General features: G+C 35.9%; 12 protein-coding genes and 1 tRNA gene. 2 read left to right on the top strand and 11 right to left on the bottom strand.

Features of this window, described 5'->3' with window-relative positions:
• Positions 1–193 precede the first annotated feature (193 nt).
• Positions 194–1,882: an ABC transporter ATP-binding protein gene (locus tag IO90_RS16475; protein WP_034969816.1), complete on the top strand. Its 1,689-nt coding sequence runs from the start codon at positions 194–196 to the stop codon at positions 1,880–1,882.
• A 140-nt stretch (positions 1,883–2,022) separates the two neighbouring features.
• Entirely contained in the window at positions 2,023–2,358 is a 336-nt protein-coding gene (locus IO90_RS16470) for a DUF3276 family protein (protein ID WP_034969813.1), read from the top strand.
• 14 nt (positions 2,359–2,372) lie between these two features.
• On the opposite strand, the gene IO90_RS16465 is transcribed toward IO90_RS16470, so the two are convergent.
• The 11 genes from IO90_RS16465 to IO90_RS16415 all read right to left on the bottom strand — a co-directional run bounded on the left by IO90_RS16465 (position 2,373) and on the right by IO90_RS16415 (position 13,932).
• Positions 2,373–3,614, bottom strand: coding sequence for an ArnT family glycosyltransferase (locus IO90_RS16465; protein WP_034969810.1), 1,242 nt, complete (start codon positions 3,612–3,614; stop codon positions 2,373–2,375).
• Between the two features lie 81 nt (positions 3,615–3,695).
• Positions 3,696–3,771 (bottom strand) — tRNA-His (locus IO90_RS16460).
• Positions 3,772–3,804: 33 nt separating this feature from the next.
• Entirely contained in the window at positions 3,805–4,527 is a 723-nt protein-coding gene (gene bshB1 / locus IO90_RS16455) for a bacillithiol biosynthesis deacetylase BshB1 (protein ID WP_034969807.1), read from the bottom strand.
• Positions 4,528–4,670: 143 nt separating this feature from the next.
• A complete protein-coding gene (locus IO90_RS16450; protein ID WP_034970330.1) occupies positions 4,671–6,305 on the bottom strand; it encodes a tetratricopeptide repeat protein in 1,635 nt (544 codons plus the stop codon).
• Positions 6,306–6,425: 120 nt separating this feature from the next.
• Entirely contained in the window at positions 6,426–7,304 is an 879-nt protein-coding gene (locus tag IO90_RS16445) for a PstS family phosphate ABC transporter substrate-binding protein (RefSeq protein WP_034969804.1), read from the bottom strand.
• A 1-nt stretch (position 7,305) separates the two neighbouring features.
• Positions 7,306–7,491, bottom strand: a complete 186-nt coding sequence (locus IO90_RS16440; protein WP_034969802.1) for a hypothetical protein — start codon at positions 7,489–7,491, stop codon at positions 7,306–7,308.
• 70 nt (positions 7,492–7,561) lie between these two features.
• Positions 7,562–8,392, bottom strand: coding sequence for an energy transducer TonB (locus IO90_RS16435; protein WP_034969799.1), 831 nt, complete (start codon positions 8,390–8,392; stop codon positions 7,562–7,564).
• A 36-nt stretch (positions 8,393–8,428) separates the two neighbouring features.
• Positions 8,429–8,968 carry an ExbD/TolR family protein gene (locus IO90_RS16430; RefSeq protein ID WP_034969796.1) on the bottom strand — a complete coding sequence of 180 codons (540 nt, stop codon included), beginning with the start codon at positions 8,966–8,968 and terminating at the stop codon, positions 8,429–8,431.
• Positions 8,969–8,975: 7 nt separating this feature from the next.
• Positions 8,976–9,578, bottom strand: a complete 603-nt coding sequence (locus IO90_RS16425; protein WP_034969793.1) for an ExbD/TolR family protein — start codon at positions 9,576–9,578, stop codon at positions 8,976–8,978.
• 80 nt (positions 9,579–9,658) lie between these two features.
• Entirely contained in the window at positions 9,659–10,528 is an 870-nt protein-coding gene (locus IO90_RS16420; RefSeq protein WP_034969791.1) for a MotA/TolQ/ExbB proton channel family protein, read from the bottom strand.
• Between the two features lie 293 nt (positions 10,529–10,821).
• Positions 10,822–13,932 carry a leucine--tRNA ligase gene (locus IO90_RS16415; RefSeq protein WP_034969788.1) on the bottom strand — a complete coding sequence of 1,037 codons (3,111 nt, stop codon included), beginning with the start codon at positions 13,930–13,932 and terminating at the stop codon, positions 10,822–10,824.
• Positions 13,933–14,184: the final 252 nt, after the last annotated feature.

Here is a 14,184-nt window from a genome sequence, read left to right as displayed (position 1 = left end):
TTTATGAAATAATTTAATAATTCTAATTATTTTTTTGCAGTCACAAAATTAGTGATAAAAGTAATTTCAGTTTTGTTTTGTCATAGAAAAAGACTTACCATTTGTTAAGAATTTTCAATTATGGCTTTAAAATCTTTTCTGAAATTTTAAATCATTATTTTTGCATCGACTTTGGGAAAATCAAAGCAAAAGAATGAAAGCTTTAAAAACACTTAATCCATATTTCTGGAAACATCGCGTCCTATTATTTTGGGGATTTTTATTCATTATTCTAAGTAACTTTTTTGCGATCTACAAGATTCAATATATTGGACAGACCATTAATATCATTGATAAAAATTATTCCACACTCAATCTTTCCGAGAAAGCTGGATTGATAGAAAACGTGCGAAATAATTGGGCATACTTCAGAATCATCTTTATCAATTCGGGAATCTTGATCGGATGTTCTCTCCTCTCCGGACTTTTCACTTTTATGATGCGCCAGACTATCATCGTCGCGTCCCGAAGAATCGAATATGAACTTAAAAATAAAATCTACACGCACTATCAAGAATTATCGGTTACTGATTACAAGAAGACGACGATTGGAGATTTGATGAACCGATTGAGTGAGGATGTCGTTGCTATCAGAATGTACCTTGGACCAGGCGTGATGTATGTTGTGAATCTCATTATTTTGTTGATTATCACGAGCATCTATATGTTTATGACCGATTTGCAAATGACGCTTTGGACTTTGATCCCGCTTCCGATTTTGTCGTTCGGAATCTATAAAGTCAGCGACATCATCAATAAAAAATCGAAGGTGATGCAGAAGAGTCAATCGGGCATTTCGACGTTTGTACAGGATAGTTTTTCGGGAATTCGCGTTGTGAAATTCTTTAGTAAGGAAAAATATATTGAGAAAAACTACGGTATCAAAGTTAAAGATTATCAAGACAAAGCCTTGGATTTAGCTAAAACTGAAGCTTACTTTTTCACAATTATCCTTTTCGTAGTTGGACTTTTGAATGTTGCGATTCTATACATCGGAGGGCAAAAATATATTGCCGGAGAAATGAGCGTTGGAACGATTGCAGATTTCTTTATGTACATCAATATGTTGATTTTTCCTTTCTCGATGCTCGGGTGGGTAACATCTGTGAATCAACGCGCGGACGCCAGTATGCAACGTGTGAATGAGTTTTTGGACGTAAAATCCGACATCATCAACAACAATTCGGAAACATATCCTATAACAGGCGAAATTGAATTCCGAAATGTGAGTTACACTTACCTGAATACGGGAATCAAAGCGGTTGATAATCTCAGTTTCAAAGTTGATGCTGGGAAATCTCTTGCGATAATGGGAAAAACGGGAAGCGGAAAATCGACGATTGCGCAACTCATTTGCCGATTAATCGATCCTGATGAAGGCGAAATCTTGATCGATGGAAAAAACCTGAAAACCCATAATTTGAAACTTTATCGAGATCAATTGGGCTACACACCGCAGGAAAGTTATCTTTTTTCTGATACGATTGAGAATAATATCGGTTTTGCAATTGACAAACCAAACCGGAGCTTGGTGGTAGAAATGGCGAAAAAAGCGGACGTTCACAAAAACATCGAAGAGTTCAAAGAGCAGTACGAAACGATGGTCGGCGAACGTGGCGTAATGCTGTCTGGTGGGCAGAAACAGAGGATTTGCATCGCCCGAGCAATGATAAAACAACCCAACATTCTCATCTTCGATGATTGCCTTTCTGCATTGGATACAGAGACTGAGGAAAATATTCTGCAAAACATCGATAAAGATTTGAAAACCACCACTTCTATTATCATAACTCACAGAGAATCAAGCGCAAAAAGAGCAGATAAGATTTTATATTTGAATTGATTTCAGTAACGAATTGACTATAATTTTATCAAAAATTTAAGAAAATAACTCATTTTGAAGGTTTTTTTAACAAAACATTTTGAATTTCCGAGAATTCTGTTATATTTGTTAATACACATTTCTAAAAAAAATAATTAACGATGAGTGAATTTAAAGAACGACATGAGAATGAGATTTTCACTAAAGTGTTGAAAGCAGGCAGAAGAACGTATTTCTTTGATGTGCGAGAGACTAAAGCAGGTGACTATTATTTAACCATTACAGAAAGCAAAAAGAACTTCGGGGAAAATGGAGAAGCGACATTTGAGAAACACAAAATCTACCTTTACAAAGAGGATTTCAAAAGTTTCCAGGAACTCTTCGAAGAATCTACAGATTTTATCATCTCACAAAAAGGTGAAGACGTGATCTCTGAAAGACACGACAAAGACTTCAAATCAAAATCGTTTACAATAGAATCTGACGATGAGGTTTAAATTAAAAAGAAAAATCAAGCGTTCCGAAATCTCGGAACGTTTTTTTGTTGGTACCAATTGTATAATTCCACGAAAAGGAAAGCGATCAAAATCAACTGGAACCATTCAAAATCCAGTTTGAATCTGATATTGTTTGCGTGCCCGATCATATAAGGAAAACAAAAATTAGCAAAAAACAAAAGTGAAAACCAAAATATCATTTTTGATTTTCGATAAACAAAGACCAGTGAGATCAAGGTCAAAATATTGAGGACCACAACATAGATCTTTCGCCCAACTAATACGGATAAGCTATTATCATCAAAATATTTAGGCGGAACAAACCAGAGACAAAAGAAGTTACTCATTGCTTTTTTTATAAAAAATTGAGGCTCATTGCGAGTCACTTTTGCGACTTCATCTTTGTATATTTTTTCCATTACCAATTCGCTTTTTTCATCACGTGTTTGGTATAACTCATGATCTCTTTCCTTTGAAATCAGCTTCAAATCATCCATCAATTGCCCATTTTCCGTGAAACCATAATAGATGTTTTGCCAAGTTGGTGTTTTGGATGGCACAAACTTATCGAAGACATAATAATTCCTGATAATCCAAGGCGAATAGAGTAAAATAATGGTGAAAATTAAATAAGAAAAATTCTTAAAATTAGTTTTCTTAACTATTAAAAGTGCCAAAATAATTAAGCCAGACAATGGAACGATCACAACTTGAGTAAGAAATAAAAAAGCGCTCACAATGCCCAAAACGATGAAATCCAAAGTCTTAGTTTCTGACGCAATCCAAATTCTGAAATACAGGTAAAACCAAAGTAAAAGGATAGGTACAAAAACATTGGTAGCCTCCATATTTCCGGAATACAGAAAATATGCCGGCGACAAAAGAAATAGAAATCCTGCAATAATTCCGACTTTATCCAACCCAAACAATTGTAATATTTTGTAGATTAATATTGGAATCGAAAAGCTTAAAACGGCTTGGAAAATTGCCAATCCAAAAAGAGCATTGTCACCAAATAACCATATAAAAATAGCCATGCAAAAAGGATAAACCGGAAGTTTGAAAGCCGTTCCTCCTTGATCTATAAACTCGGAATATTGATGATATTGTACAATATTTTTAGCAATCGTAAAATCCTCCAAACCTCCAAATTCTTTCTGAACAAATACAAGATAAATCACTTTAAAAGCGACGACAGCAAGATTAGCTAAGATGAGATTTCTGTAAGTTAAACAGGATTTGAGTTTTGCAAGCATCGAAAAAATTTGGAATGTAATTTAGAAAATAATTTCTGAATAAAAAAAACGCATTCTAAAAAGAATGCGCTTTTAATCTGTGGGTGAATGAGGGGTCTCGAACCCCCGACCTCCGGAACCACAATCCGGCGCTCTAACCAACTGAGCTACAATCACCGTTTTTGCGTGTGCAAATATAACATTTTATCGTTTAATTACAAACAATTCCTTCGAAATTTTTGATTGCGATTAATTTTTCTGTCGTGAAACCTTCTGCAAACTCTACACCTGAAAGCCTTCCCAAATCCTGAGCTCTGTAAGTCAGGCTTTCCAAAAAGTCTTTTGTTGCAATTGGCGTCACTGGTTCATTTGATTCTGGATTGTAGAATTGTGTCTTGTAAGCCAAGCAAGCTTCAATCTTTTGATTCATAAATCCCGTAATATCCATTACAAAATCCGGCTCAACATTTTTCCACTGAATGTAATGGAAGATATGTTTCGGTCTCCAAACATCTTGTAGTACTCCGTTTTCAAACGTTTCAATTTTTCTTAAACCCGATATAAAACACGCATCCGAAATCAACTTCGCTGCCTTTGCATGATCTGGATGACGATCATCTATTGCATTTGCCAACACAATTTCTGGTTTGTATTTTCTTATTTTTTCAACAATTTTAAGCTGATATTCTTCTGAATTATTGAGGAAACCGTCTTTCAATTTTAGATTTTCCCTTGCGCTGATTCCCATTAGTTTTGCAGCTTCGTTGGCTTCTTGTTCTCGGGTTTCAATGGTTCCTCTGGTTCCTAATTCGCCTTGTGTCAAATCGATGATCCCAATTTTTTTACCTTCAGAAATTAATTTGATAATAGTACCGCCACAGCCTAATTCGACATCATCCGGGTGGGCACCAATAGCAAGAATGTCACATTTCATATAGTAGCTTTTAATTGTTTTTTATGTTAGAAGGTTATCGCAATTATACGATTCTATCGTAAAATAATTTTGTACAAAATTACTAAAAACAAAACTTCCCAATCTTACGAATTGGGAAGTTTTATAGTTATTAATCTGAATTTTTATTTATTCAAAGTATTTTGAAGATTGATTGCATCTTGGTAAGTTGGCTCATACTCAAGAGATTTAGCAACGTCTTGTTTTGCTTTCTCTGGATTAGCCTCTTTCTCCATAAATGCGATAAAGAAATATGCATAACCTAAACTTGGTTTGCTAGCTTCAATCTCTTCAGGTTTTACAAGAGAAATAAATTTCTCATAAGAAGCTTTCGCCATATCATTGTTCTGTGCTTGCTGATAAGCGTAACCTTGGCTGTAATAAGCTGGTGCCCAATCTGGTAATGCTGTTGACATTTTACCCCAAGTCAGGATAGCACCGTTCCAGTTCTGAACATTTTGATATTCTGTAGCCAATTTGTACAGTGAATCTGTGTCAGCAGGATTTTCTGCAACTTTTTTCTTAAGCGCTTCAATAGCTGGAGACGTTGCACCTTGCTCTACAGAAGCAGTGTTAATCCCACCTTTTACTTTTGCCAATTCTTCATCCCACTTCAACGTTTCGTCTTTGGCAGCTTTTGCAATACCAATTTTTTGAGTAGCAAGTGCATCTAATTGTGCTTTTTTAGCGGCATCTTTCTCGTCTTTTGCTAATCCTGCAGCAATTAGACCTTGTAAACCGTCATCAGATGGTTGGATTCTGCTTTTCTCAGCTGTCGACAAGAATGTCTCGATACTTTTTTGAGCTCCTGCAAAATCGCCATCACCGTATTGGATGTATGCTCTCAATCTATACTTGATCGGATCATTTACTTTGTCAAAAACTGAATCTAATGTTGTTTTCGCATTAGCAAAATCTTCATTGGTAAAATATAGTTTTGCGATTTCCAACTGAGTGTATGCATCCTCATCTGCATATTTGGCATAATTGATCAAATTCTGAGTAGCTTCTGCATTTCTCTGATATTTGATATTGTAGCCTGCCAAAGCTTTGTATGCAGGCGCATAAGTAGGATCTACAGCGATAGCTTTGTCAATGTTTGTTTTAGCTTGTTGCCACTGCTGAGCCGCAATCCAAAGTGTTCCTTTTCTAGTAAAAACGGACGCTTTGTTTTTCGCGACAGCCTCTGCTTTGTCATAAGCGGACATTGCGTTACCCGGATCTTTTTTGATTCTATACGCATCACCTAATGAGTAATAATAGTTCGCCGGAACGCCTCCTCTTTGAGCTCTCTCGATCGCTTTGTTCAAGAAAGTAATTGCCAAATCTGGTGAATTGAATTTTTCAAACAATGTCAATGCTTCTCCTGCTCTGAAAAGAACTTCAGCATCTTTCTCTCTCGAATCTTTTACGATTTGTTGAATCTCTGCAATTGCAGATTTGTCACCTTTACCAAGTTTCACAGAAGCTAAACCTAACTTGTTTAAGTAACTTTTAGAATCTGCCGCTAAACCTTTGTTGAAACTTTCTTGAGCCAAATCAAAGTTTGGATCAAACTGTGTTAAATATGTATTTCCCAAATAGAAGTAATTACTTGCTTCTTTGGGATTTTGAGTGATTAAGTCTGTATAATTTTGTTTTGCTTTCGCATATTTTTGGCTATCTACATAATTAATCCCGTCTTGTACAGATTGTGCGAAACTAAAACTTGTAAAAAAACCGACTGCTGCTGTAATAACAACCTTTTTTGATAAATTCATTATATTTTCTGTTTTCATTTATTTATTAAAAAAATATTAATCAATGGTTTGACTGACAATATTCAGACCATTATTTTAATTAAAAAAGTTTTTTCTGTTAAAATAATATTAAAATTTATGTCACTTCATTTGAACTTCTCTATTGAAGATATGGTACGGTTGAAGACCTTCTTTTTCAACTACAATCTGACCAATCTGCTGACAGGAAAATCTAATAAATCCATTTCCTAATCCATAATAAGATTCATTGGTAAGGAAGTACAAAACTCTTGTAAACGGATAAGACATATTCTTCAAATTCTCATTGGTCACCTCATAACTTTTGTTGCCCTTGGTAATCTTTAGGACCTTTAATTCACTTCTCAGCTTTTCAGCTTCTTTTCCATACGGACGGCTGATGGTGTTATAACTTATAACGCCAATTTTACCAGAATAGTTTTTCAACTGCTCTGCAACATTCTCATTTCCGTTGATGATTGAGAATTTCAATTCGGATGGATTTTTCTTAAACTTCTGAGCCACAAAATTCAGATTGCTGGAATTGGTTCCGTCAAATATGATTTTCTTATCATCAGATTGCAGTTCTTTATAAATCTCTTCCATCGATATCGACTCTAATGGTGAATCTTTGGGGACAACAAACAAAACAGCATCAGCCGCAAATTTGGCAGGCAACCAGGGTAAATTAACTTTTTGATCAAATGCTTGTTTCTCTTTTTCGGACAATTCTCTCGACATTACTACGACCCTTGCTTTCTTATCCAACAAGTCCATAAAACCAAGATCTTCTTTCTTTACCACAAGATTGATTTTTGTATTTGGATACAGCGCCATATATCTTTCAACTAAGGCTTCTGTAACACTTTGGAATGACTCATCCGTTGCGATAGTAATTTCACCTTTATTAGGCATATCAACCTCTTGTTTTTGCTTCTTCTCTTTGGAACAAGAGAATGCGATAGCAGAAATTGCTATGAGAAGGAAAAAGAGTTTTTTCATACTAGTCATTATTTTTGATTGACATCACAGCTCTTGCTATTCGGAACACACCGTAAGCTATTAACAATGCTCCCAAGGCATAAGCTACAGTAGGTTCAAGAACTATCACAAAAAACTTATAGATGATAACAACGATTCCTAAAACGATATAGATGAATCCTGCTAATAAAGAAAGCCATTTAAACATAACACAAATCTAATAAAAAAAGAGAAGTTATAAAAACTTCTCTTTTGTATAATAATTTATAACTGCGTTCTTATTGGAACTGCATTGTAATTGGAATAGAGTAATAAGATCTTACATTTTCTCCATTCTTCTTAGCTGGAGTCCATTTCTTAAGTTTCTTTACAACTCTGATCGCCTCTGAATCAAAATCACTGTTTCCAGATTTTGAAGTTGCCTTCACATCAGAAACGGTTCCATCTCTCTCGACAATAAATCTTAGTTTAACTGTCAATTGACCTTCACCTTCCATTCCAGAACTGTCAACATTGTCAGCAATATACTTTCTAACGCCGTTCAAACCTCCAGGATATTCCGCACTTTGATCCACTGAGTCATACACCTCATTGGTATTCACTTTCACCTCAGCGACAACACCTTTACCAGTTGATGGTGGTGGCGGTGGTGGTGTGTAAGTTGGTGTTTTCACACCTTCTTGGTTTTGAAGTCCAGTTTGAGTATCCAATGTTTTTGAGATTGGCGGTGGTGGAGTTTCAATCTTTGGAGCCTTTTTTGGTTCCGGCACTACGTTTTGAATCACTTCCTGCTTCTCCTCCTCTTTTGGTGGTGGAGGTGGTGGAGGTGGTTCTTCTTCCTTCGGTTGTTCAATAATTGGTTGATCTTCTAAAATTTCAACCAAGTTTGCATCAACTTCCACAGTCTCTTCCGCAGTCATCTGTTGAATCTTAAGATAGATCAGCGGTGAAAGCGCTAAAAGTAGGAAGAAAGCTGTACCTAACAAAAAAGACCTAGTAAGAATCTTTGGATACGCAGTCCTAAGATCATACGCCCCATATTCTTTATTTCTGTGTTCAAATACAATCTCGTCAAGACTGGGACTGTAATTTACATTATCTTCTGCCATTTTTATATTATTAAATATGATATTTGTAGCGAGATCTTACTCTCCAACTTTTCTTTTATAAATAGCCAACTCCCAAGGTTTCACATCGGTCACACCGTATCTTTCATTCTTGGTAATAGCCATCTCATCTAGCATATCTACAAAATTCTTATATATAGCATCATCCGTCGGCTTAATAATGACTGTAAACAGATCCTTATTTGCAGCTCTCGCTTTTGCTTGCTCTACTACTTGTCTAATTCCCTCTCTGTCAAAATTGGTCTCAAGAAGTGTCTGATCGTTAAGACCTGCTTGGTCTTGCTGATGATAAAAAATCTTGTTATCCTTTCCTATGATAAGAGAGATAGAATTGCTAAGTTTAATTTCCGTATCAGGTTGTTGTTTAGGGTCTTTTGGTTTAGCTGGTAAACCAAGATCCATAACATTCGGTTTGTTAAAAGTGGTCACTAACATAAAGAATGTGATCAAGAGAAACGCCAAATCCACCATCGGAGTCAAATCTACGTGAGGCACCTGCTTCTTGGAGCGCACCTTCCCGCCTTTCCCGCTACTGTCTTTTACTTGTACTTCTGCCATTTCTTTATTATTGCGCCGTTTCCTGACTTGTTATTAACCAGAATTTAAGATAATCAATATCTCTTAATCCTTCAAACAAAGATTTAACTCTAGGATACTTAGTTTCCACATCACCTTTGATTGCCAATTTGTAATCAGGGTTTACGGCCAAACTTTGTTGTACCCAATCAATTAATTCTTTTTTTGTGCTGTCCATTGGGATTCCCGTTGGACTTTTATACGCTTTACGTTCTGCATCTGGCAAATCTAAAAAGCCTTTCAATTGACTCATAGGAACACCTATTGACTGAGCATTGGAAAAATTAACTTTTTCCTTATCAGTAAATGTCATACCATACTTCTGTCCCATTTTATCCAACAGAGCAATTCTTTCCGTTCCATTTTCAACTGGAGTGAAATAGAATTTCCCGTCAGTTGTGCTCAAAATAGTCATTAAACTTGCATCTGGAAGAAGCTTTTGAGAGATAGAAGATGGCGTAGTTATCGTCTCGACATCAGGTTTTGCAAACTGAGCCGTGAGGATAAAGAACGTAAGGAGTAGAAATGATACATCGGTCATCGCCGTCATATCTACCCTTATATTATGTCTTTTTGGTTTGACTCTCGCCATTATAAATTATTTATTTATTAAACTTCTTGTTTTTCGAAATGATTCCCATCTGAGAAAAATTTCCAGTGATTGCCAAATTCTTAGTGGAATTCTGCAAAAGACTGCTGGATTGACATTGCGATCTCATCGATCTTGAACGTTAATCCGTCAATCTTAGAAGTAAAATAGTTGTAAAGTATAATCGCTACAGCAGATGTACCAATACCTAATGCCGTGTTGATCAATGCTTCAGAGATACCAATTGATAATGCTGCAGAATCTGGAGTTCCTCCTCCTGAACCTAATGCGCTAAATGCCTTGATCATCCCGATTACAGTTCCCAATAGTGCTACCAAAGTTGCAACAGTACCAAGAGTGGAAAGAATCATCATATTTTTCTCTAGCATTGGCATTTCCAATGTAGTAGCTTCTTCGATTGATTTGTTAAGAGCAACCATTTTTTGTTCTTTGTTCAATGTAGTATCGTGAGCCAAAACTTTGTAAGTTGTAAGACCTTCTCTCACTACATTTCCAACAGAACCTTGTTGTCTGTCGCACTCTTCGATTGCTTCATCAATTTTGTTTTGGTTTAGCAAGCTTCTTACTTTCAATACGAAAGAATCAACGTTTCCTTTACCAGCCGCTTTTGATAATGCCAAAGCTCTTTCAATAGAGAATACGATTACAATAATCATAAATGAGATAAGGATTGGTACAATTGGCCCTCCCATGTAGATAATACCCATAAAACCATCACCAGGATGTAATTCTTTGGCTTCTAAATCAGAAAAAGCTACAGATGCAAGACCATTAAGTCTCGGATCAGCTTTAAAGTTACCAGGATTTCCTAATACAAATAAATAAATTGCAACACCCACCAAAATAAGGATAGGAATTATTAGCGCAGGGTTTAATCCACCTACTTTTTTAGCAACTACTTGCTCCTCGTTGTTTGAAACATTCATTTCCATATTAAAACTAAATTATAATTGTTAAATTTATTCTGTAAAATAAAGTCATTTTATTTTAAAATGCAAACTAAATAAATATGACTTTTTATTTTTTTTATCAATGCAATATAGTGCCTATTGATTTATTATTAAAATTAAACTTATATTTTATGAATTTATTATGTGATTGAGTGAAGCAATCAAAATAAATACAAAAAACGCCCGTTATTTTTATTTTAATCGATTCAATAATATCGTTTATAAATAGATAATAAATTTTGTTAAAATTCAAAATCGATGTTTTTAATGCCTATTTATGAGACAATATTAATGATTTTCTTTGGAACGAAGATGAAATTTTTCACCGTTTTCCCATCCAAGTGCCTCCTTGCATCTTCATTTTCCAAAATAATTTTCTCCACTTCTTCTTTGCCAAGATCAGCAGATAATTTGATTTTGAATTTCATCTTTCCGTTAAAACTTACTGGGTAATCTATCTCATCTTCTACAAGATAAGCTTCATCAAGAATTGGAAACTTCTCGAACTCTATAGACGAATTATTTCCTAGCAAATTCCATACCTCTTCGCAGATGTGTGGTGCATATGGTGAGATTATTACGGCCAATGGCTCCAGAATCGCTCTCTTATTGCATTTCAATTTTTGTAACTCGTTGACTGCTATCATAAATGACGACACTGAGGTATTGAAAGAAAAATTCTCAATATCAAAAAGCACTTTCTTAATTAAGGTATGAAGAATCTTAAATTCCGCTTTTGTAGGCTCTTCATCAGAAACTTCAAACGTATCGCCGTTGAAATACAAGTTCCAGAATTTCTTCAAGAAACCATAAACGCCACTTAGACCTTGCGTGTTCCAAGGTTTGGATTGCTCTAATGGACCAAGGAACATTTCGTACAATCTTAAGCCGTCTGCTCCATATTCATTACAAATATCATCTGGATTGACGACATTGTATTTTGACTTGGACATTTTTTCGACTTCACGACCTGTAATGTATTTTCCATCTTCCAGAATAAATTCTGCATCCGCGTAATCTGGTCTCCAAGTTTTGAAAGCTTCAGTATCCAATTCGTCCGTTGTTCCTTTTAATAAAGAAACATCGACGTGAATAGGAGTAAAATGAGTATGAATGAAAATTTCGTTTTGTTTAAATTGATTAAAATATTCATCACTACCAAATTCTTCAATCTCAGTATTAAATAATTTATTCTCTTTAATAAATCTATTCAATTCATTAATGTCAAATTCTTTATTTAAACTTTTTGAAATATAACTTTTATAGTCAGAATGGTCGTACTCAAAATCTTTATCTTTTAAATTTTTTGATATAAAAACTTGGTCTTTTGTTTTATAAATAAATTCATTTAATACATTCGAGACATAAGGATGTTCTGGAATCCCAACTAAGAAATGTTGTACTCTATAAACAAACGCACTCATCCCCAAAATCATCCCTTGATTAATCAACTTTTGGAAAGGTTCATTTTGTTCGATGTAACCTCTGTCCTTCAAAAACATATTCCAAAAACGGGAATATAATAAATGTCCAGTTGCGTGCTCGCTTCCGCCGATGTACAAATCGACTTGTCCCCAATAATCGGTCAGTTCTTTTTTAGCAAAAACTTCGTCATCATTCGGGTCCATATATCTAAGGAAATACCAAGAACTTCCTGCCCAACCCGGCATTGTAGATAATTCTAATGGGAAAACGGTTTTGTCATCAATCAAATCTGTGTCAACCACTTTTTGATTCGCCTCGTCCCACGCAAAAGTTTTCGCATTTCCTAATGGCGGGTCGCCGTCTTCTGTCGGCAGATATTTTTCAACCTCAGGAAGTTCCAAAGGCAAAGCGGAATTTGGTAAAGTGTACGGCATTCCATCCTTATAATAGATAGGAACAGGCTCGCCCCAATATCTTTGTCTGGAGAAAATCGCATCACGTTGTCTGTAATTCGTCGTTCCGTGACCAATTCCATTGTTTTCGATTTCGGCTATTATTTTGGATTTCGCATCCTTATAATTAAGGCCGTTCAAGAAATCAGAATTCACGCAAACGGAATCCTTAGAATCGTACGCTTCTTCCTGAACATCCACATCAGATTCTACAACCTTGATGATTTCCAAATTAAATTTCTTCGCAAATCTGTGGTCGCGCTCGTCGTGTGCAGGAACCGCCATCACAGCTCCGGTTCCGTAACCCATCAACACATAATCCGAAATATAAACCGGAATGTTTTTCCCAGTAAACGGATTGATAGCATAACTTCCCGTGAAAGCACCACTCACGTTTTTCACGTCAGCCATTCTATCACGTTCCGTTTTTTTGGAAGTTTCTTCTATATAATTATCAACCTCAGTTTTCTGTTCCTGAGTTGTTAAATTTTGAACCAAAGGATTTTCCGGTGCTAAAACCATAAAGGTTGCTCCGAAAATGGTGTCAGGCCTTGTGGTAAAAACTTCTATATAGTTGTTGGTTGTTGGTTGTTGGTTGTTGGCTTCTTTCCCATCAACTATCAACTGAGAACCATTAACCAAAAATCTTACCTGAGCTCCCTGAGATTTTCCAATCCAATATTCCTGAGCATCTTTCAAAGGTTGAGGCCAATCAAGCGTTTTCAAACCTTGCAACAATCTTTCCGAGTATGCAGAAATCCTCATACTCCACTGCATCATTTTCTTTTGGAAAACAGGATAACCACCTCTTTCGGATTTTCCGTCTTTGATTTCGTCGTTCGCTAAAACAGTTCCGAGAGCCGGACACCAGTTTACAGTCGTTTCTGCACGGAAAGCCAGACGATAATTCAATAACATTTCTTCTTTCTCAATTTCAGATTTATTTTTCCATTCATTCGAAGTGAAATTTAATTCCTCATTTTGATTGGCATTCAATCCTCCCGTTCCTTTTTCCTCAAAATGTTGGATTAAAGTGTCAATAGATTCTGCCTTGTCCGTATCTTTATTATACCAAGAATGAAACAACTGAATGAAAATCCACTGCGTCCATTTATAATAAGAAGCGTCCGAAGTTCTCACTTCCCTGCTCCAGTCAAATGAAAACCCGATTTTTCTTAATTGCTCCTCGTATCTCGTGATATTTTGCTCCGTCGTAATTGCAGGATGCGTTCCAGTCTGGATTGCATATTGCTCAGCAGGAAGTCCAAAACTGTCATAACCAACCGGATGCAAAACGTTGAAACCCTGATGTCTTTTGAATCTCGCATAGATATCCGACGCGATATATCCCAGCGGATGACCTACGTGAAGTCCCGCTCCGGATGGGTACGGAAACATATCGAGGACGTAGAATTTCGGTTTATCGGTTGAGTCGGAAGTCTTGTAAGTTTGGTTGTCTTCCCAGTATTTCTGCCACTTTTTTTCTATCTGCTGATGGTCGTAAAACATTCTATAAAGTAAGAATTAGTAATGAATAATTTTTTTAAGATTCACAAAGTTAAGATTTTGAAATAAATAGACAATTTTAAATTTTCCGGTTCATTTTGTCTACAGTGACAATTATTTGGGCGCCTTTATCCGTCTGTAGTTTATCCTGAGCGGAGTCGAAGGGTTCCCGCTTTTTAATTTTTCCCTAAGCTTTTCCCAACGCAAAAAAAATAAAAAGAGCTCCACTCAGGCCTGGGCGCGGATTCCAGCTTC

Source organism: Chryseobacterium sp. FH1, from assembly GCF_000735135.1.
Lineage (GTDB): Bacteria > Bacteroidota > Bacteroidia > Flavobacteriales > Weeksellaceae > Epilithonimonas.
This window is presented reverse-complemented; position numbering and strand designations above follow the sequence as displayed.